Raw genomic sequence first — 18,456 nt, 5'->3', positions numbered from 1 at the left:
GAATGTCTAGCATGGCTGCCATGCCTGCTCCGCATGACCTTTACGACGTGTTCCGGTGCGTGGCGCGCCACGGCTCGTTCACCGCTGCCGCGCAGACCCTGGGCTACACCCAGTCCGCCGTGTCGCGGCAGATCCAGACCCTGGAGGACGAGTGGGGCGCCCGGCTGTTCGACCGGCTGCCGCGCGGGGTCCGGCTGACCGAGGCCGGGCGGGTGCTGCTGCCGCACGCCGAGGCCGTCGCCGAGCGGCTGCGCACCGCGCGGGCCGAACTGGACGCGCTGCGCACCCTGGACGGCGGACGGCTGCGGATCGGCGCCTTCTCCACGGCCGACGCGTATCTGCTGCCCCGCGCGCTGGCGGCCTTCCGGAAGCGGCACCCCGCCGTCACGGTGAGCCGTACCGAGGGCGGGTCGACCCGGCAGCTGGCCCTGCTGGCCGCCGGGGAGCTGGACCTCGCGGTGGTGGGCACCGCCTGCGGGCAGCCGCTGGACGGCTGCACCCTGCACCACCTGCTGGACGAGCGGATGTACGTGGCCCTGGCCCGCGGCCACCGGCTGGCGGGCCGGGACCTGCTGCGCCTGGCCGAGCTCGCCGACGAGGAGTGGATCGCGGCCAGCGCCCGGCCCGAGGAGACCCTGATGGGCGGCGCGCCCGCGCAGGGCTTCCGGCCGCGGACGACCTTCCTGGCCGCCGACTGGATCGCCAAACAGGGGTTCGTCGCGGCCGGTCTGGGCGTGACCCTGGTCCCGGCGCTGGCGGCCTCCTCGGCCCGCTCCGACATCGTGCTCGTACCCCTGCACCCCGAGGATTCGCCGCGCCGCGCGGTGTACGCGGCCACGCCTCGCGGCCTGTCGCACCCGCCGGCCGTGGCGGCGTTCCTGGCCCTGCTGCACTCGGTGGCCGGCACCGTGCGAGCCTGAGGCCGTGTCCGCCTGTCCGCCTGTCCCGCCTGTCCCGCCTGTTCGTCTGTCCGTCTGTCCGTCCGTCTGTCCGTCCGTCCGTCCGTCCGTCCGATCAGGCCGGGACGAAGTGCCTGCGCCCCCACTCGCCCAGCGGGGCCAGGGCCTCGTTGAGCTCGGTGCCGAGGGGGGTGAGGGAGTACTCGACCCGCGGCGGCACCTCGTCGTACACCTCGCGGTGCACGATGCCGTCCGCCTCCAGTTCGCGCAGCTGTGCGGCGAGGACCTTCTCGGTGACCCCCTCGACCATCCGGCGGAGCTCCCCGAACCGGCGCGGCCGCTCGTCCAGGGCCCACAGGACGAGCACCTTCCACTTGCCGCCGATGACCCCCATCGCCGCATCGATGCCGCAGTGGCCCGCCCCCGGCCGGTTCGCCGCCATCGTCCCGCCCCCTTCCGACCTGCATGCTTCCCCTGAGGTGAGCACCCACTTCGAAGTGCGTACTTGATCACCCTCCGCCCCGGCCCAAGGCTAATGCGCATGACCGACACCCGTACGAAGACCCGCGTCTGCCTGCTCGGGCTCGGTGCCATGGGCACCGCGCTCGGCCGCGCCTGGCTGGCCGCCGGCCACCCCCTGACCGTCTGGAACCGCACCCCCGCCAAGGCCGGGGCACTGGCGGCGGAGGGCGCCTCCGCCGCTGCCGACCCGGCCGCCGCGGTGGCCGCGGCCGACCTCGTCGTGCTCTGCCTGCTCGACGACTCCTCCGTCGAGCAGGCCCTCGACGGGGTGGACCTCACCGGCAAGGACCTGGTGAACCTCACCACCGGCACGCCCGCGGAGGGCCGGGCCCGGGCCGCATGGGCGCAGGCCCGCGGCGCCCGCTTCCTGGACGGCGGGATCATGGCCGTACCGCCGATGATCGGGGTCCCCGAAGCGGGCGGCTACGTCTTCTACAGCGGCTCCCCCGAACTCTTCGCGGAGCACCGGGAGGTGCTGGAGGTGCCGGCCGGGGCCCGCTTCACGGGCGCCGACCCCGGCTTCGCCGCGCTGCACGACGTGGCGCTGCTCAGTGCCATGTACGGGCTGTTCGCGGGCATCTCGCACGCGTACGCGCTGATCCGCGCGGAGGACATCGCGCCGAAGGACCTGGCGCCGCTGCTCACCGAGTGGCTGGGGGCGATGGGCGCACGGTTCGCGGCGGGTGCGGCCGAGCGGCTGGAGTCCGGGGACCTGACCACCGGCGTGGTCTCCGACCTGGCGATGCAGGCGGCCGGTACGGGCACCTTCCTGCGGACCGCCGAGGAGCAGGGGGTCAGTGCCGAGCTGATCCGGCCGTACTTCGAGCTGATGCGTCGGCGGCTGGCCGCCGGCCCCGCCGAACACGGCGGCGAGGACACGGCGGGCCTGATCGACCTGCTGGTCGGGCGGTAGGCGGACGGGCCGCCGTCAGGCGGTGGGCGGCGGGCCGAAGGAGGCCGGCGGCGGGCCGAAGCCGGCGGCCGGGGCGGGAGCGTACGGGCCGGCCGGGGCCGGGCCTGCCGTGCCCGGGCCGGCACCGTAGGAGGGACCGTGGCCCTGGCCGTGGCCCGCCCCGCCGTGGGAGCCGCCGTGGCTGCCATAGCCGTGGGAGCCGCCGTAGCCGCCGTAGCCGTCGGAGCGGTCGGGGTCGTCCGAGGCATCGGAGTCGTCGGAGTCGTCCCGGCCGTCGGCCGGCTCGGACGGGAGCAGGTCCCGGACGAGCAGGGTGGCGCCCGCCACCGCGCCCGGCATCAGGAGGACCGCGACCAGGGGCACCAGGAAGGCCAGCACCAGCGGCACGCCGAAGCCGAGCGCCAGGCCGCGCCGGGAGCGCAGCAGGGCCATCCGCCGGTCCAGGTCGACGTCGCGCCGCTGCAGGGCGACGGCGGTGAGCTCCAGGGCGAGGAAGAAGCCGGAGACGCAGAAGCCGATGACCGGGACCACGGTCTGGCCGATCACGGGGATGAAACCGGCGGCGAAGAGCAGGATGCCGTAGAGCAGCACCCGCAGGAGCACCCGCAGGCTGTCCTTGAGCGAGATCCACAGCTCCTGGACCAGCGAGCGGCCGGACTCGGGGACCTCACCGCCCTCGCTGCGCTCGACCTGCTCGGACAGGGACTCGTAGAAGGGTTCGCCGATCAGCAGCGTCACGGCGGTGAAGGTGATCACCGCGAGGAACAGGCCGAGGCCGAAGAACAGGGCGGTCAGGGAGCCGCGGAAGAGGCCCAGCCAGGGCGAGGACCAGCCGTCGGCGAAGGGCGTGGCCCAGGCGACCAGGTCGTCGGCACCCATGCCCAGGCCGATCAGGGCACCGGTGTACAGGACCAGTGCCACCAGGCCGGGCAGCAGCCCGAAACCGAACCACCGGCCGTGCCGGAACACCCACTTCTGTCCGGCCAGCAGATAGCCGAACCCCCCACCGAAATCACGCATGTCCGCAGCTTACGGCGAAGGCCGCACCCTCCCGGTGGAGGGTGCGGCCTTGTAGCGCGGTTGCTACGTCAGGCAGGCGCCGGATCAGGCGACGGAGAGCTCGACGGTGATGTTGCCGCGGGTGGCCTTGGAGTACGGGCACACCTGGTGGGCCTTCTCCACGAGGTCCTTCGCGCGCTCCTGGTCCACGGCCGGGATGGAGGCGACGATCTTGACGATGATGCCGAAGCCCTCGTCGTTCTTGCCGATGCCGACCTCGGCGGTCACGGTGGCGCCGGAGATGTCGGCGTTCTCGTTGCGGGCCACGACGCCGAGGGCGCCCTGGAAGCAGGCGCTGTAGCCGGCGGCGAACAGCTGCTCCGGGTTGGTGCCGGCGCCGCTGCCGCCCATCTCCTTCGGCGGGTTCACGACGACGTCGAGCTGGCCGTCGTTGGAGGCGACGCGGCCGTCACGGCCGTTCTCGGCGGTGGCGACAGCGGTGTACAGCACGTCGGACTGCTGGATGGACATGTAAGAAGATCCTCCTGGTAGTCGCCCCGACTCGCGCCCACGGTCGTGACGGTGTACAGAGAGACTAACCGGTGAAAGAAACGATCATCTTTCCGGTGTTCTCGCCGCGCAGCATGCCGAGGAACGCGTCCACGCCGTTCTCGATGCCCTCGACGACCGTCTCGTCGTAGCGCAGCTCGCCGGAGCGCAGCCATCCGGCCACGTCCTTCACGAAGCGCTCCTGCATCCCGTAGTGGTCGGCGACCAGGATTCCCTGGAGGCGGAGGCGCTTGCCGATCACCGCGACCATGTTGCGCGGGCCGGGGGCCGGCTCGGTGTCGTTGTACTGGGCGATCGCGCCGCAGAGGGTGGCGCGGCCGTGCATGTTGAGCGAGCCGATGGCCGCTTCGAGGTGGTCGCCGCCGACATTGTCGAAGTAGACGTCGATGCCCTCGGGGGCGGCGGCGGCGAGCTGCTCGGCCACCGGGCCGTTCTTGTAGTTGAAGGCGGCGTCGAAGCCGTACGTGCCGGTGAGCAGCTCGACCTTCGCGTCGGAGCCGGCGGAGCCGATGACCCGCGAGGCGCCCTTGATCTTCGCGAACTGGCCGACCAGGCTGCCGACCGCGCCGGCCGCGCCGGACACGAAGACGGCGTCGCCCTCCTTGAAGGAGGCGGTCTCGAACAGGCCCGCGTAGGCCGTCAGGCCCGGCATGCCCAGCACGCCCAGGTAGGCGGAGAGGGGGGCGATGGAACCGTCGACCTTGACCGCGTGCCGGGCGTCCACGTCGGCGTACTCGCGCCAGCCGAGCTGGTGCAGCACGTGGTCGCCGACCCGGAAGCCCTCGGCGGCGGAGGCCACGACCTCGCCGACGGCGCCGCCCTCCATGGGGCGGTCCAGCTGGAACGGCGGGATGTAGGACTTCGTGTCGTTCATCCGGCCGCGCATGTACGGGTCCACCGACATGTGGAGGTTGCGCACCAGGATCCGGCCCGGGGCGGGCTCGGTGACCGGGGCCTCGCGGAGGGCGAAGTCGGCGGCGGTCGGCCAGCCCTGCGGGCGGGCGACGAGGTGCCATTCGCGGCTGACGGCGGGAAGCGCGGGGGAAAGCTCGGACATGAGGGAAGCTCCAGATCCGTGAATTACTTCAGGTCGTGAAACAACCATGCCCCTGGATATTTCATGTTGTCAAGCAAACGGGTATCCTGGTGCCATGAGCACCAGCCGGATGGACCCCGTCACCCTCGAAGTCGTCGACCTGATCGGCGCCGTCGTGGCCCGCTACCACGAGGAGTACGAGCACGCGGCCGCCGGGCACCAGCTCACCGGCGCCCAGGCCAAGCTGCTCGGCCTGCTGTCCCTGGAGCCGCTGCCGATGCGCAAGATCGCGGAGCGGCTGAAGTGCGAGCCGTCGAACGTGACGGGCATCGTGGACCGCCTGGAGGGCCGCGGCCTGGTGGAACGCCGCCCGGACCCGGCCGACCGCCGGGTGAAGATGGCCGCCCCCACCGAGGAGGGCCTGCGGACCGCTGCGGAGCTGCGCGCGTCACTGGGCTTCGCGCGGGAGCCGCTGGCCGGCCTCTCCACGGCCGAGCGGGTGCTGCTGCGGGACCTGCTCAAGCGGATGCTGGACTGACGCACGGTCCGCGCCCGCCCGGGGGCGGGCGTCCCCGTGGGCCCGATCCGAAGGGCGCGGCCCACGGCCCTGTGCGGGGGACTCGGCTCGGCAGCCCACGCGGCTCAGCAGCCGAAGATCTCCCACCAGTGGCACTCCTTCGTCGGTGACGGCGAGGGAGTGGGAGTGGGAAGGGGCCGCGGCGACTGCGGGGCGGAGGTCTTGGGCGAGGCACCGCCCGAGGACGTGGTCTTGGGCTTGCCCGGCTTCTTCGAGGAGGCGCTCGGCGAGGCCGATCCGCTCGGCGAGCGTCCGGGCGCCGACGTGCCGGGCTCCACGGACGCCTCCGTCCCGCCCGGCTCGGGCGCCCCGGAGGCGCCCGGAGCCGGTGCGGCCGAGCCCGTGCCCGTGCCCGTACGGACGGCCCCCCGGCTGGGCCGGGCCGAGGAGCGCGGGGCCTGCCCCAGCGAGGGCGCCACGGTTTCCGCGCCCGAGGTCCCGGTCGGCTCCGGCTCCGGCTCCTGCGGACGGGAGTCGTCCTGCAGCAGCACCGTCGAGGCCCGGTCCTGGGGCTCCGACCCGGCCGTCACCTGCGCCACCAGCACCACACCGCCCGCCGCGACCAGCAGGCCGAGCCCGGCGGTGAGCGCGGTCCGGCGGCGCCGCCGCTGGACCACCCTGCGCCGCGCCGCCCCGCGCACGCTGCCGCGCCCCTGGTACGGCCCGCCGAGGACGACCGACAGTTCGCCCGGACCCTCCACGCCCTCTGCGCCCCCGGCCCCCTCCGCACCGTCCGGCGCGTACGGGCCCCCGGCTCCCCGGCCCGCCCGGCGGGTCCCGCCCCGCCCCTGCGGTGCGGGGACGGGCGCGGCGGCAGCGGCCGGCGCGGGGGCGAGGTATTCGGCAGGGGTTCCGCATCCGGCACACGCGAGTGCGCCGTTGAGGTACCTGTGGCACGCGTGGCAGTAGTCCATGGGGCAGGCAGGCTATGCGCTGGAGCACAACAACCGCATCGCGACGACGTAAGGATCCTGTGTGGAAATCGGACCGCGCGCCTTCCAGCTGGTGCTGCTCCGCCGGATGGCCGACTTCCAGCCCGGTCTCGCAGAAGAGGCCCGGTTGCGCCTGGGCGCCTCTCTCGCCGAGCAGCGCGAGGCCAACCGGCGCTGGCAGGCGATGGTCCGCTCCCCGCGCTCCCGCGGGGCCCTCGCCCGCTACCGGTCCGTGCTCGGGCCGCCCGTGTCCGAATCCCCCCGCACGATCGGGGACCTGGAGTGCACGGCGCTGCAGTGGCCGCTGCCCCTCTGGCCCGGCCTGCACTTCGAGGTGCTGGCCGGGCCGGGCGGGGCGGTGTGGAACGACTGGCTGGTACGGGCGCCGGACGCGCCGGGGCCCGCACTCGACCGCCTCGCGGACCTGCGGCCCTGGTCGGCGACGGTGGACGAGGTGGCCCGCGCCTTCGCCCCGGTCCGGCCGATGGAGGGGACCGCCCCGACCCGGTGGCGGCTGGCCTTCGAACGGGAGGGGCGGTCCTGCGTGGCCGAGTTCACGTACGGGCTGCTCCAGCGGGTGACGGTCGCCGGCGAAGAGCTGCCGTAGGGGCCCTCCGGGCCGCTCCCGGCCGGGACTACGGGGACGCGAGGAAGGCGCGGACGCCGGCCGAGACGGCGTCGTCGCCGAGCAGGCCGTTGTGCTTGAGGCAGCCGACACCGGTGTTCAGCGCCCCGGCCAGCGCGACGCTGCCGTCCGGGTTGATCACCTCGTCGCAGTCCGACCGGAAGGTGGCGTACCGGACCGCGCCCGGGGTCTCGTCACCGGCGGCCAGGTTCTTCTGCACGTAGGAGTTCGGGGTCATGTCACGGCACGCCTGGTCCCACAGGGCGCAGGCCCACGCGGTCGAGGTGCCGTGGTTCGGTCCCGCCAGCGAGACCAGTCGGCCGACCGTACGGTCGCCGCCGCCGAACTTCACGTACCAGCGGGCCGGCAGCGACCCGAACGAGTGCGCGACCACGTCGACCCTGGCCGCGCCGGTCAGCCTCCGCACCTCCTCCACGTACGCGGCGAGCCGCCCTGACAGCACCTCGTTGACCGACTGGTGGGTGTCGTAACCCCAGGAGAACAGCTCGGAGTCGGCGTACCCGTCGGCGCGGAGGTCCTCGCGCAGCGCGCCCCACACCCCGGGGTCGGCGTTGTAACCGTGCACGAGGACCACCGGATTTCGGGCGGCCGCCCGGTCGGGGGCGGCCGCCGCGGCCCGGGCGGAGGCCGGTGCGAGCAGCGCCCCGCCGAGGGAGAGGGCCAGGGCGAGGAACAGGGCGAGGGGCAGGGCGAGAACCGGCCCGTGGGCGAGGGCAAGGCGGCGCGCCGGGCGGGGCGCCGGAAGATCACGAAGGCTCTGGCGGGTCGTCAGCAACGTGGCCCCTTTACCTTGTTACGCACGAGTAGCGAAGGCAGTCAGGGCATGGTCCGGCCTGTCGGTACAGAAATCCACCCCCGTGCAGCACGCCGACGGGCACTCGACCGGAGCAGCCCAACAGGCCGATGGCCCGTTTTCCCGGGAAAGTTATGAAATGCACCCGGCAAGCCGCCGGACTTCCTGCGTCAGCGCTCTCGGGAGGATCTGCCGTGACCGTCAGTCTTGAGCAGCTGCGCCGCTGCCACGTCGCCGTCGACCTGGGGGCGGCCCGGACCCGCGTATACGTGAAGGGCGCCGGCCTCGTGGTCGACGAGCCCAGCTGTGCCGCGATCAACACGCGCACCGGCGCACTGATCGCCGTGGGCTCCTTCGCCGAGCGGATGACCGGCCGCACCCCCCACTACATCCGGGTGGTCCGCCCCGTCTCCGGCGGCACCGTCGTCGACATCGAGATGGCGCAGCGGATGCTGCGTCACCTCCTGGGCGAGAAGCTGCGCCGCGCCCTCCGCCGCAAGCCCCGGCTCCGCGCCGCCGCCTGCACCCCGCACGACGCCGATCCGCTGGCCCAGCGGGCCACGGTGGAGACCCTGGTGGGACTCGGTGCCCGGCGGGTGGAACTCGTCGACACCCTGATCGCGGCAGCCGTGGGCTGCGGCCTGCCGGTGGAGCAGCCCACCGCGACCATGATCATGGTGTGCGGGGCGGCGGCCACCCAGGTGGCGGTCCTCTCCCTCGGCTCCGTGGTGACCGCGGAGCGGGTACCGGTGGGCGGCGAGGCCGTGGACCACGCGGTGGTCCAGCACCTCCGGCTCGCCCACAAGCTGATGCTTCCGAGCCAGGCCGTACGGCCGCTCCAGGTCGCCCTGCACGACAGCGGCCTCACCCCCGGCGGCCCCAGCTCCACCCTCATCACCGGCCTGGACGTGGCCACCGGCCTGGCCCGCTCGGTGCAGGTGGACACGGCGGCGGTGCGCAACGCCGTCCACGCCCCGCTCACCGCCGTGCCGGACGTCATCAGCAGGGTGCTGCGGGACTGCCCGCCGGACCTCGTCGCCGATCTGACGGACCGCGGGATCATGATGGTGGGCGGCAGCGCCGTACTGCCCGGACTGGACCAGATGCTCCGCGACGCCACCGGCATGCCCGTGGCCATCGCGGAACGACCCGATCTGTGCGCCATCCTCGGGGTCGGCGCCATGCTGGAAGGCAAGATCTCCCCGATGGTCCTCGACCCCACCACCGGATGACCCCGGAACCGGCCGGGGGCACCACCGCGCCGGCCGGCGACCCGGGAGACCCCGGGCAACCCGGTGTTCCCGGTATCTCCGGGAACACCGGGAACACCCGGAACACCGGAAAGCCGGGGAATCCCGGCCAGCCCGGACTGCCGGTGCTTCCGGTGCTCCTGGAAGCCGTCCTCAGCGTCGGCTCCCGGCTGGAACTGCGCTCCACCCTCCAGCACATCGTGGACTCCGCGGCCGAACTCAGCGGCGCCCGCTACGCCGCGCTCGGGGTCGTCGACCCCGAGCGCGGCCGCCTCACCGACCTGTACACCGCCGGCCTGACCGATGCCGAACGCGCCCGGATCCCCCACCTCCCCGAGGGTTCCGGACTCCTCGGCACCCTGATCCGCGACCCCCGGCCCCTGCTGGTCCCGGACCTCGCCGCCGACCCGCGCGCGGCGGGCTTCCCGCCCGGCCACCCGCCGATGCGCTCCCTCCTGGGCGTCCCCATCCGCGTCCACACCGATGTGTTCGGCAACCTCTACCTCGCCGACAAGCAGGACGACGGCCCGTTCACCGAGGAGGACCTCGCCCTGCTGCGGGTGCTGGCCTCCCAGGCCGGCATCGCGATCGGCAACGCCCGCCTCTACGACACCGCACGCCGCCGGGAGCGCTGGATCCAGGGCGCGGCGGCCGTCACCACCGCCCTGCTGACCGGCCGCCCCGCCGAGGACGCACTGATGTGCGTCGCGGACCGGGCCCGGCGGCTGGCGGACGCCGCGGCGGGCGTGGTGCTCCGGCCCACCCCCGAAGGCGGCATGGAGATCGTGGCCGCCTCCACCCACGGCGACCCGGGGGACCTGGTCGGCACCACCATCGAGCCCGGCAGCCCGGTCCTGGAGCAGCTGCTGGGCGGTGAACCGGTGTTCGTGGAGGACTCGGCCACCGACCCGCGGATGACCACGCGCGTGCGGGAGCTCTTCGGCCCCAGCATGCTGCTCCCCCTCCAGAGCGGCGGCCGGCTGATCGGCACCCTGGCGTTGCCGAGGGCACGGGGCGGCGTCCCGTACGACGCGGTGGACCGGCTGCTGGCCTCGCAGTTCGCCTCCCAGGCCGCGCTCGCCCTGGTCCTGGCGCACGCCCAGTACGACCGCGAGCAGCTGGCCGTGTACGAGGACCGCGACCGGATCGCCCGCGACCTCCACGACCTGGTGGTGCAGCGGCTGTTCGCGACGGAGATGATGCTGGAGAGCACCCGGCGGCGGTCCTCCGCCTCGCCCGCCGACAACGGCGTCGGCGAGGACCTGGGCCGGGCCGTGGACGAACTGGACTCCACGATCCAGGAGGTCCGCACGGCCATCTTCGCCCTCCAGCAGCCGCCGACGGAGGCACCCGCCACCTTCCGGGGCCGGGTGCTGCGCGAGACCGGCGGAGCCGGGGTGCTGTTCGGGTTCCCTCCGTCCGTGCGCTTCGCGGGGGCGGTGGACACCCTGGTGCCGGAGCCGGTGGCGGCCGGCCTGCTGGCGGCGCTGCGGGGCGCGCTGGCCGCGGTGCACCGGCGCACCGGGGTGACCTCGGTGGACGTGGAGGTGGACGCCACCCCGGCGGCCGTACGGCTCACCGTGACCGACGACGGCCGTACCGGGGCCGGAACCAGGGGGACGACGCTGACCTGGGAGTCCGCCCTCTGAAGGGCGGACCCCGCAACGGACAGGAGGAGGTGGCACGGTGCGCGCTCCCAGGACGGTCGTCCTGCTCGGCCTGAACCTGCTGCTGGGCGTGTCCCTGGCGGCCGGCCACGGACTCGGCGGCCACGGACCGGGCACGGCCCGCGGCACGGCCCACGGCACCGAACGGCAGTGCCCGTCGGGGCAGACCGCCCGCGGCGGCACCTGCCTGCCTGCGGACACCGCGGAGTTCACCCGTCGGCAGGTCTCCCAGGCCCTGGCGAAGTACCGGCTGACGGCCTCCATGGCCGAGGTGTGGGTCAACGGCGAGAAGGTCACCGCCACCGCGGCCGGATCGACGATGACCGGCGTCCCCGCCACCCCCGACATGCGCTTCCGGATCGGCGCGGTCGCGATCCCGTACCTGTCCACCGAACTGCTGCGGCTGGTGGACGAGGGCCGGGTCCGACTGGACGACCCGGTCTCCCGGTGGCGCCCGGACCTGCCGCACGCGGACCGGATCACCCTGCGGATGCTGGCCGCGACCACCTCGGGCTACGCCGACTACGTGCGGGACGAGGGGTTCCTCGCCGCCCTGTACAAGAACCCCTTCCGGCAGTGGACGGCCGACGAGCTGGTGAAGATCTCGGTGACCAAGCCGCTGGTACGGCAGCCGGGGACGGGATTCGCCTACTCGCACGCGAACTTCGTGATCCTCGGCGACATCATCTCCAAAGTCGAGGGGATGCCGCTGGACCGGGTGATGCGCGAACGCGTCCTGGAGCCGATGGGGCTGACCTCGACGTCCAACCCGGCCACCGCCGTGATCGACCCGCCCGTGCTGCACGGCTTCGACAACGAGCGCGGCGTGTTCGAGGACTCCACGTACTGGAACCCCTCGTGGACGCTGGCACCGGGCGCGGTGATGACCGGAACGCTCGCCGACATGGCGAAGTCCTTCACCGCGATCGGCGAGGGCACCCTGCTCACCGCCGGGTCGCACCGGACCCAGCTCACCCCGGTCTCGAAGATCGACGCGAACGTCTCGTACGCGCTGGGGCTGGCCGTGGCGAACGGCTGGATCCTGCAGAACCCGTCCTTCGCCGGCTACGCGGGCACGGTCGCGTACCTGCCCGCGAGGAAGCTCGCCATCGCCACCGCGGCCACCCAGGGCCCGGGGAGCACGGTGCCGAACGCGAGCACGAACGTCCTGGTGGCGATCGCGAACCACCTGGCCCCGGAGGCACAGCTCAAGGCGGGCTGAGGGCCTGGCCGGACGGTCCGCCGCGGTTGGCCGCGCGCAGCGCGATGCGGGTGTTGGACTGGGCGACCCCCGCCTCGGTCTTGAGCCGGCGCAACAGCGAGTCCAGCGCGGCGGGGTCGGCCGCCCGGGCCCGGACGATGTAGTCGTGGGCGCCGGTGACGTGCACGGCCTCGGTGATCCCGGGCAGCTTGGCGATCGCCCGCTCGAACTCGTCGTTGCCGGTGTCCAGCCGCAGCGTGACGTCGATGAACACGAGCAGCCCGCCGCGGGTGTCGGCGGCCGGATCGACCACGGTGGTGAACCCGCGGATCACCCCGTCGCGGCGCATCCGGCGCACCCGGTCGGCGGCGGCGTTGGCACTGAGTCCGACGCGGACCCCCAGGTCACGGTACGAGATCCGCGCATCCTGCTGCAGAATGCCGAGGATCTCACTGTCCAGACGGTCCATACCGCGATTCTCGCAGCGCGGGCCGGTAATCGCCCACCCCTCCCCGCCCGGCCCCCGCAGGCTGCCCGCATGAGCACATGGACGCTTGCGTCGACGCATGCATGGATGAATTCCGGGGCCGCCGGAGCCGTGGCCGGACTGGGCGTGGCCGTACCGATGGGCGCGATGAGCGTGCTGCTGCTGCAGGAGGCCCTGCGGTCCCGGAAGGCGGCGGTGGCGGGGGCCGCGGGCATCGCGGCGGTGGACTTCGCCTACGCGGCGGTGGCCGTGGTGGTGGGCCCCTGGGTGGCCTCCCACGTGACCCCGGTGGAGGCCTGGGTCCGGCTGGCGGCGGCCGCGATCCTGCTGAGCCTCTCGGGGCACGGCCTGTGGTCGACCCTGCGCGGTCCGCGTTCCCCGGACCCGGAGGCGGACGCGGACGCGGGCGCGAGCACGGGGGCGGGCTCCGGTGCGGGGGCGGGCCGCACCTTCGCCCGCTACGTCGCCCTGACGGCGGTCAACCCGACCACGGCGCTCTACTTCGCCGCGCTCACCACGGCCCAGGGCGCCGAACTGGGCAGCACCGGCCGGGCCAGCGCGTTCGTCGCCGGCGTCCTGCTCGCGTCCATGGCCTGGCAGCAGTTCCTGGCCGCCGTCGGCTCCTTCGCGGGCAACCGCATCTCCCCCGCGATCCGTACCTGGAGCTTCCGCCTCGGCTACGCCCTGGTGGCCGCCTACGCCGTCAAGATCGCCTTCCCCCTCCCCTGACCGAGCCGGCTCGGCGGAGGTGTGGGCAGGCGCGGTGTCGCGGCCGCCGGGCCCGCCCGGCCAGGCCCCGCCGGAGCGCGTGGCGTGAGGCACAGTCGGGGCGCAGCCCGGACCAGACCGCCCCGCCCGCCCTAGGGTGGCTCCGTGCCCACCCGACTCTCCGCCCGTGCGGCAATCGCCACCGTCACCGACCCGGCCGGCTTCGCCGAACTCACCGTCCCCGCGCCCGAGTCCGCGGCCGGCCCGGCAGACGCCCCCGACGCCCCCCTCGGCTGGGCCGGCTACGACGCCGCACGGGCCCGGGCTGCGGGCCGTACCGGCGAGCGCGAGTCCGTCGTCGTCGGTACCGCCCGCATCGGCGGCCACCGAGCCGTGCTCGTCTCCTTCGAGTTCGGGTACCTCGGCGGCTCCCTCGGCCGGCACACCGGCGACCGCCTGGAGGCCGCGTACGCCCACGCCCGCGCGCACCGCCTCCCCCTGGTCTCCCTGATCGCCACCGGCGGCTCCCGCATGCAGGAGGGCATGCTCGCGCTCACCCAGCTCCAGCGGGTCGCCCGCCAGTCGGTGCTCACCCGCGCCGCCGGCCTCCCGCAGATCGCCGTACTGCGCGACCCCACCACCGGCGGCGGCTGGGCCACCCTCGGCGCGGGCGCCGACGTGGTCCTCGCCCTGCCCGGCGCCCAGGTCGGCTTCGCCGGCTCCCGGGTGCGCCCCGCCGACGCCGACCCGGCCGCTTACACCGCCGAGGGACAGTACGCCGCCGGCCACGTGGACGCCGTCGTGCCCGCGCCGCAGCTCCGCGAAACCCTGTCCGGCTGGCTGCGCCTCCTCTCCGGCCCGCACCCGGACCGGCCCGGCCCCGTTGCGCAGCCCGCCGACCCGCCCGCCGCGCTGGCCGACGTATCGCCGCCGGAGACCGGCTGGGACGCCGTACGCCTGGCCCGGCGCCCCGACCGCCCGCGCGCCGCGGCGTACCTGGACGCCTACTTCGCCTTCCGGCTGCCGCTCTCCGGCGACCGCGCCGGCGGCACCGACCCCGGCATGCTGTGCGGCTTCGGGCTCCGGGCGGGCCGGACCGTCGCCTACGCCGCCCAGTGCGGCACCGCGACCCGCCCGGCCGGCTACCGGGCGGCGGCCCGGCTGATCCGGCTCGCGGACCGGCTCGGCATCCCGGTCCTCACCCTCGTCGACACCCCCGGTGCGGCCAACGACGCGGCCGCCGAGCACGCCGGGGCGGGTGCGGCCATCGCCGACGCCTTCGCGGCGGTGGCCGGCGCGACCGTCCCGGTCACCACCCTGCTCATCGGGGAGGGCGGCTCGGGCGGCGCCCTGGCCCTCGCCGCCCCCGGCAACACCTGGGCCACCCCGGACAGCTACTTCTCCGTCATCGCGCCGGAGCTCGCCGCCGCCATCCTCAAACGCCCTGCCGACCAGGCCCCGGCCACCGCCGACCAACTGCGGCTGCGCCCCCAGGACTTGGTGGACCTGGGGGTCGCGCGCGGCATCGTCGGCACCGTCGCCGCGGACGGCACCGAGCAGGGCTGAACAAGCCGGGCCGGTGCCCGCGGGGTCAGTGCGCGGACGGGCCGCCGGAGCCGCGCGCGGGCAGCCGTACGTCCATCGCGTAGAGGCGGGTGATCTGCTCCGGCCGCTCGTTGTCGTCGCTGGCGAGCAGCAGCCGCAGGCGCCCGCCCTCGTGCCCGGTCACCGCCATCGCCTCGACGTTGTCGACCAGCGGGTGGTTCTGCGGCAGCTTCGACGGCGCACCGAGGGTGGGGCAGGTGTCGAAGTCGCCGATCAGGGTCTTGCGGGCGGTCCTCAGCCCCGGCCCCTCCTTCAGCTGCGCGACCCGGCGGGTGTCGGTGGCGAGCAGCGGGTCGGCGACGTACAGCCGCACGGTGATGGCGAAGCTCTGGGTGAAGCCGCGCTCCAGCACGATCAGCCGGCCGTCCCGGGTGGGGGCCAGTTCGACCAGGCCGTGACCGGGGTCCACGGCGTACGCGTACTGCCGTCCGAGGACGAACTCCCCGTTGCCGCGCCGCTCCCAGGTCTGGATGCGCTGCAGGGTGCGGCCCTGCGCGTCCGTGCCGTCCCCGGCGAGCGGGCCCTCGACGCCGGCGACCAGGGTGTTGCCGCCGGGCAGCAGGGTCAGCGACTCGAAGGTCTGGTTGGCGGTGGCGCGGCCGCCCTGCGCGGCGAGCCGGAAGTCCTCGGGCACGGGCAGGGTGCCGATGAGCCGGCCGGTCCGGCTGTACCGGTTGATCGCCGGGGCGAACTCGTCGGTGATCAGGTAGGACCCGTCCCGGTCGACCGCGATGCCCTCGGAGTCCACCGGCCTGCCGGCGCCGTCGGTGATCGGGAGCTGCGCGGTCGCGGTGGCCGCGGGGGTGTTCCCGCGGGCGGTCCTCAGCTTGAACAGGGCCGAGCGGTCGGAGACGGCGGCGATGCTGCCGTCCTGGTCGACGGCGATCCCGGAGATCCCGCCGACCAGGCGGCCGTCGACGCTGGTCTTGTCGAGCGCGTCGGAGTAGCCCGCCACGGAGAGGTACGGGGAGCAGGCGCGGGAGGCGGCGCCGCCGGCGGGCTGGGACGCTCCGGCGGGCTGGACGAGCACGCCCGAGAGCGCGGCGGTGGCCACGGCGGTGGCGGCGATCGTACGAAGGCGCATGGCGGCCTTCCTCCTGGAGTCGGGGACGGAGACGGGACGGCCCGGGCCGGCCTGGATCGGGATGGGCCGGGACGGCCCGGGATGGCAAAACCTGCCGCACTGTCATATGACGATTCGAAACAAAGAGGAAGACCGTGCAACACGATGGAAACGAACTCGCCAACTTCTCCCCCCGGCCGGTCCAAAGACGTGCACCGATCGGCTGAGACACACCGCGCGTCCCGGCCCGCGCGGGCAGCACGGGCCCGGTCCGGGGCGAAGCTCGGGGCGCCGTCCCGAACGAAAGGCAGCCGTGCCGATGCTGATCACCCAGCTCGCCCTGGTGTCCGAGACCCGCGCCCACACGATCAACGCCTCGCAGCTCAACCGGGTGGCCGCCGCGCTCCAGAAGCAGGTCACCCGTGACTTCGGCCCCCTGTGGCAGGTCGACGCGACCGTGGACGCCTTCGACCGCCTCGAAGACGTGCCCGTGGGGTACTGGCCGCTGATCGTGGTCGACGACGTCCCCGACGCCGCGGGCTACCACACCGACGACAACGGCCAGCCGTTCTCCCTCATCGAGTTCAGCGACAGCTGGTCGCTCACGGCGAGCCACGAGATGCTGGAGATGTGCGCCGACCCGTTCGGGAACCGCCTGGTCTCCGGCCGGTCACCGCACCCCGACCAGGGGCAGGTCGAGTTCCTCGTCGAGGTCGCCGACCCCTCGGAGGCCGTGCAGTTCGGATACACCGTCAACGGCATGCTCGTCTCGGACTTCTTCACCCCGCGCTTCTACGACCCGGTGGCCGTCGACGGCGTCCGCTACAGCTTCGGCGGCCACGTCAAGGCGCCCCGGCAGGTGCTGCCCGGCGGGTACATCAGCTGGCGCGACCCGGCCACCGACCAGTGGTGGCAGCAGACCTGGTTCGGCGGGGACGAGCCGGAGTTCGTCAGCCTCGGCCGACTCACCGGCAGCGGCAGTCTCCGTGCGGCCATCGACGCACGCACCAGGACGGTCAGCCGCCTGGCCGCCGACGGGCCGGGCTCCCGGCACTTCGGCGCCGCGCGGGAACTCACCGCGAAGGCCAAGGAGTCCACCGGCGCCCGCGCCCGGGCGTGGCGCTCCCAGATCGAGCGCCTGAAGGACTCGAACCCCGCGAGGGAGGCGTGGAGCAACGGCGGGTGAGGACGCACGGCCGGCCACGGGAACGTGCCCGGCCCCGGGCCCTGCCCGTCCCCAACGCCTTCGCCCGCTACGCCTCCGGCGACCGCGCGTCGTAGCGGGCGAAGCCGCGCCAGCGGAGGGCGAGCAGGCCCACGGCCACGGCACAGGCGAGGCCGCCGCCGGTGATCGCGAGGGTCGGCGTGGTCAGGTCGGCGACCGACCCGGCCAGGAAGTCGCCCAGGCGCGGCCCGCCCACCACGACCACGATGAACACGCCCTGCAGCCGGCCGCGCATGTCGTCGGGGGTGGCGGCCTGCAGCATCGTGGTGCGGAACACCATCGACACGGTGTCCATCCAGCCGGCCAGGGCCAGGAAGAACATCCCGAGCCACAGGTTCCGGGTCAGTCCGAACACGGCGATCGCCAGGCCCCAGCCGGCCACCGACAGCAGGATCGCCAGCCCGTGCCGGCGGATCCGGCTCTGCCAGCCGGAGAACAGCCCGCCGAGCAGCGCACCGGCCGCGGTCGCGCCGCCGAGCAGGCCGGCGATCTCGGCGTCGCCGGCGTACCAGCCCACGGCGATGGCCGGGAACAGCGCCTTCGGCTGGGCCAGCACCATGGCGCACATGTCGGAGAAGAAGGTCATCCGGACGTTGGGGCGGGTGGCGAGGAAGCGCAGCCCGTCCAGTACGGACGCCCGGCCCCGCTTGCCCTCGGCGCGGTCCGGCAGCATCGAGGGCAGCCGCCACATGGCGTAGAGGGCGCCGGAGAAGGCGACGGCGTCGATCAGGTAGGCCGCCTGGAAGCCGAAGAGGCCGACGACCACACCGCCCAGCGCCGGGCCGACCACGAAACCGGAGGTGGTGGTCACCGACTGCAGCGCGTTGGCGGCGGGCAGCAGCTCGGTCGGCAGCAGCCTGGGGACCATGGCCGAGCGGGCGGGCGAGTTGAGCGACCCGCAGATCGACTGGAGCGCGACGACGGTGTAGAGCAGCCAGACCTGGTGGAACCCGGACAGGGCTGCCGCGGCGAGCAGCACCGAGAGCGCGGCCAGGCCGCTCGAGCTGTACAGACCGAGCTTGCGGCGGTCGACGGAGTCGGCGACGGCACCGCCGTAGAGGCCGAAGAAGACCAGCGGGACGAGCGAGCACAGGCCGACGAGGCCGACCGAGAAGCTGGACCTGGTGATGTCGTAGACCTGGAGCGCGACGGCGAAGTTGGTCATCGCCGAACCCATCCAGGAGACCGTGTTGCCGATCCACAGCCGCCGGTAGTCGGGCGACACGCGCAGCGGCGTCAGGTCGGCGAATATGCGCCGCCGCGCGGGGGCGGCGGCCGGATCGTCCGGCTCGGTGGAGGAGGTCGTACCAGTCACACGGGATGGTAACCGGACCCCCTTCGGAGCCGGATCGAATTCCAGCCC

At 74.1% G+C, this 18,456-nt stretch carries 18 protein-coding genes and 1 pseudogene; 10 read left to right on the top strand and 9 right to left on the bottom strand.

The genetic code is table 11. The annotated features are described in order from the left end of the window. The first annotated feature begins 20 nt into the window (after positions 1–20). The gene (locus tag AB0O36_RS12580; RefSeq protein ID WP_365108034.1) at positions 21–920 is read left to right on the top strand and encodes a LysR substrate-binding domain-containing protein; all 900 of its coding nucleotides are present in this window, start codon (positions 21–23) and stop codon (positions 918–920) included. 94 nt (positions 921–1,014) lie between these two features. Here the strand turns inward: AB0O36_RS12580 and AB0O36_RS12575 are convergent, their stop codons facing one another. Then, a complete protein-coding gene (locus AB0O36_RS12575; protein WP_365108032.1) occupies positions 1,015–1,341 on the bottom strand; it encodes a helix-turn-helix domain-containing protein in 327 nt (108 codons plus the stop codon). 99 nt (positions 1,342–1,440) lie between these two features. On the opposite strand from AB0O36_RS12575, the gene AB0O36_RS12570 reads away from it, so the two are divergent. Next, positions 1,441–2,334: an NAD(P)-binding domain-containing protein gene (locus AB0O36_RS12570; protein WP_365108030.1), complete on the top strand. Its 894-nt coding sequence runs from the start codon at positions 1,441–1,443 to the stop codon at positions 2,332–2,334. Between the two features lie 279 nt (positions 2,335–2,613). Here AB0O36_RS12570 and AB0O36_RS12565 read toward each other — a convergent pair. From AB0O36_RS12565 to AB0O36_RS12555, 3 genes and pseudogenes are all read right to left on the bottom strand, one after another. Next, a pseudogene (locus AB0O36_RS12565) lies at positions 2,614–3,354 on the bottom strand (EI24 domain-containing protein); the annotation flags it as partial. Positions 3,355–3,438: 84 nt separating this feature from the next. Continuing rightward, positions 3,439–3,864 (bottom strand): organic hydroperoxide resistance protein, encoded by a 426-nt coding sequence (locus tag AB0O36_RS12560; protein ID WP_365108027.1) that lies wholly within the window; start codon positions 3,862–3,864, stop codon positions 3,439–3,441. A gap of 64 nt (positions 3,865–3,928) precedes the next feature. Continuing rightward, positions 3,929–4,960, bottom strand: coding sequence for an NADP-dependent oxidoreductase (locus AB0O36_RS12555; protein WP_365108024.1), 1,032 nt, complete (start codon positions 4,958–4,960; stop codon positions 3,929–3,931). Between the two features lie 94 nt (positions 4,961–5,054). Here AB0O36_RS12555 and AB0O36_RS12550 point away from each other — a divergent pair, with 94 nt between their 5' ends. Beyond that, positions 5,055–5,477, top strand: a complete 423-nt coding sequence (locus tag AB0O36_RS12550) for a MarR family transcriptional regulator (RefSeq protein WP_365108022.1) — start codon at positions 5,055–5,057, stop codon at positions 5,475–5,477. A gap of 104 nt (positions 5,478–5,581) precedes the next feature. On the opposite strand, the gene AB0O36_RS12545 is transcribed toward AB0O36_RS12550, so the two are convergent. Further along, the gene (locus AB0O36_RS12545) at positions 5,582–6,430 is read right to left on the bottom strand and encodes a hypothetical protein (RefSeq protein ID WP_365108019.1); all 849 of its coding nucleotides are present in this window, start codon (positions 6,428–6,430) and stop codon (positions 5,582–5,584) included. A gap of 106 nt (positions 6,431–6,536) precedes the next feature. On the opposite strand from AB0O36_RS12545, the gene AB0O36_RS12540 reads away from it, so the two are divergent. Then, a complete protein-coding gene (locus AB0O36_RS12540; RefSeq protein ID WP_365108299.1) occupies positions 6,537–7,055 on the top strand; it encodes a hypothetical protein in 519 nt (172 codons plus the stop codon). A 28-nt stretch (positions 7,056–7,083) separates the two neighbouring features. Here AB0O36_RS12540 and AB0O36_RS12535 read toward each other — a convergent pair whose 3' ends face one another. Continuing rightward, positions 7,084–7,869, bottom strand: coding sequence for a triacylglycerol lipase (locus AB0O36_RS12535; protein WP_365108016.1), 786 nt, complete (start codon positions 7,867–7,869; stop codon positions 7,084–7,086). A gap of 212 nt (positions 7,870–8,081) precedes the next feature. Between AB0O36_RS12535 and AB0O36_RS12530 the strand changes: the two genes are divergently transcribed. Genes AB0O36_RS12530 through AB0O36_RS12520 form a run of 3 tightly spaced genes read left to right on the top strand, consistent with a single transcriptional unit; the run spans position 8,082 to position 12,026 of the window. Next, complete coding sequence (locus tag AB0O36_RS12530) at positions 8,082–9,119, top strand: rod shape-determining protein (RefSeq protein ID WP_365108014.1); 1,038 nt, start codon at positions 8,082–8,084, stop codon at positions 9,117–9,119. Then, on the top strand, positions 9,116–10,786 hold the full coding sequence (locus AB0O36_RS12525) for a GAF domain-containing protein (protein WP_365108011.1): 1,671 nt from the start codon (positions 9,116–9,118) through the stop codon (positions 10,784–10,786). Before AB0O36_RS12530 ends, AB0O36_RS12525 begins: the two co-directional genes overlap by 4 nt. 37 nt (positions 10,787–10,823) lie before the next feature. Continuing rightward, on the top strand, positions 10,824–12,026 hold the full coding sequence (locus tag AB0O36_RS12520) for a serine hydrolase domain-containing protein (RefSeq protein WP_365108009.1): 1,203 nt from the start codon (positions 10,824–10,826) through the stop codon (positions 12,024–12,026). Here AB0O36_RS12520 and AB0O36_RS12515 read toward each other — a convergent pair. After that, positions 12,013–12,474 (bottom strand): Lrp/AsnC family transcriptional regulator, encoded by a 462-nt coding sequence (locus AB0O36_RS12515; protein WP_365108007.1) that lies wholly within the window; start codon positions 12,472–12,474, stop codon positions 12,013–12,015. The genes AB0O36_RS12520 and AB0O36_RS12515 overlap by 14 nt on opposite strands. Before the next feature lie 69 nt (positions 12,475–12,543). Between AB0O36_RS12515 and AB0O36_RS12510 the strand changes: the two genes are divergently transcribed. Both AB0O36_RS12510 and AB0O36_RS12505 read left to right on the top strand, forming a co-directional pair. Continuing rightward, complete coding sequence (locus tag AB0O36_RS12510; RefSeq protein WP_365108004.1) at positions 12,544–13,221, top strand: LysE family transporter; 678 nt, start codon at positions 12,544–12,546, stop codon at positions 13,219–13,221. 144 nt (positions 13,222–13,365) lie between these two features. Beyond that, a complete protein-coding gene (locus AB0O36_RS12505) occupies positions 13,366–14,766 on the top strand; it encodes a carboxyl transferase domain-containing protein (RefSeq protein ID WP_365108001.1) in 1,401 nt (466 codons plus the stop codon). 25 nt (positions 14,767–14,791) lie between these two features. Here AB0O36_RS12505 and AB0O36_RS12500 read toward each other — a convergent pair whose 3' ends face one another. Beyond that, positions 14,792–15,889 carry an esterase-like activity of phytase family protein gene (locus tag AB0O36_RS12500; RefSeq protein WP_365107998.1) on the bottom strand — a complete coding sequence of 366 codons (1,098 nt, stop codon included), beginning with the start codon at positions 15,887–15,889 and terminating at the stop codon, positions 14,792–14,794. A 298-nt stretch (positions 15,890–16,187) separates the two neighbouring features. Here AB0O36_RS12500 and AB0O36_RS12495 point away from each other — a divergent pair, with 298 nt between their 5' ends. Next, positions 16,188–17,054 (top strand): hypothetical protein, encoded by an 867-nt coding sequence (locus AB0O36_RS12495; protein WP_365107995.1) that lies wholly within the window; start codon positions 16,188–16,190, stop codon positions 17,052–17,054. 67 nt (positions 17,055–17,121) lie between these two features. On the opposite strand, the gene AB0O36_RS12490 is transcribed toward AB0O36_RS12495, so the two are convergent. Next, positions 17,122–18,408, bottom strand: a complete 1,287-nt coding sequence (locus tag AB0O36_RS12490) for an MFS transporter (RefSeq protein WP_365107992.1) — start codon at positions 18,406–18,408, stop codon at positions 17,122–17,124. Positions 18,409–18,456: the final 48 nt, after the last annotated feature.

Origin of the sequence: Streptomyces sp. NPDC089799 (genome assembly GCF_040684755.1) — a bacterium.
Classification (GTDB): domain Bacteria; phylum Actinomycetota; class Actinomycetes; order Streptomycetales; family Streptomycetaceae; genus Streptomyces.
This window is presented reverse-complemented; position numbering and strand designations above follow the sequence as displayed.

Coding starts and splice junctions, on each gene's coding strand:
- AB0O36_RS12580 (WP_365108034.1), top strand. CDS start 21: ATGCCTGCTCCGCATGACCTTTACGACGTGTTCCGGTGCGTGGCGCGC.
- AB0O36_RS12575 (WP_365108032.1), bottom strand. CDS start 1,341: ATGGCGGCGAACCGGCCGGGGGCGGGCCACTGCGGCATCGATGCGGCG.
- AB0O36_RS12570 (WP_365108030.1), top strand. CDS start 1,441: ATGACCGACACCCGTACGAAGACCCGCGTCTGCCTGCTCGGGCTCGGT.
- AB0O36_RS12560 (WP_365108027.1), bottom strand. CDS start 3,864: ATGTCCATCCAGCAGTCCGACGTGCTGTACACCGCTGTCGCCACCGCC.
- AB0O36_RS12555 (WP_365108024.1), bottom strand. CDS start 4,960: ATGTCCGAGCTTTCCCCCGCGCTTCCCGCCGTCAGCCGCGAATGGCAC.
- AB0O36_RS12550 (WP_365108022.1), top strand. CDS start 5,055: ATGAGCACCAGCCGGATGGACCCCGTCACCCTCGAAGTCGTCGACCTG.
- AB0O36_RS12545 (WP_365108019.1), bottom strand. CDS start 6,430: ATGGACTACTGCCACGCGTGCCACAGGTACCTCAACGGCGCACTCGCG.
- AB0O36_RS12540 (WP_365108299.1), top strand. CDS start 6,537: ATGGCCGACTTCCAGCCCGGTCTCGCAGAAGAGGCCCGGTTGCGCCTG.
- AB0O36_RS12525 (WP_365108011.1), top strand. CDS start 9,116: ATGACCCCGGAACCGGCCGGGGGCACCACCGCGCCGGCCGGCGACCCG.
- AB0O36_RS12515 (WP_365108007.1), bottom strand. CDS start 12,474: ATGGACCGTCTGGACAGTGAGATCCTCGGCATTCTGCAGCAGGATGCG.
- AB0O36_RS12510 (WP_365108004.1), top strand. CDS start 12,544: ATGAGCACATGGACGCTTGCGTCGACGCATGCATGGATGAATTCCGGG.
- AB0O36_RS12500 (WP_365107998.1), bottom strand. CDS start 15,889: ATGCGCCTTCGTACGATCGCCGCCACCGCCGTGGCCACCGCCGCGCTC.
- AB0O36_RS12495 (WP_365107995.1), top strand. CDS start 16,188: ATGCTGATCACCCAGCTCGCCCTGGTGTCCGAGACCCGCGCCCACACG.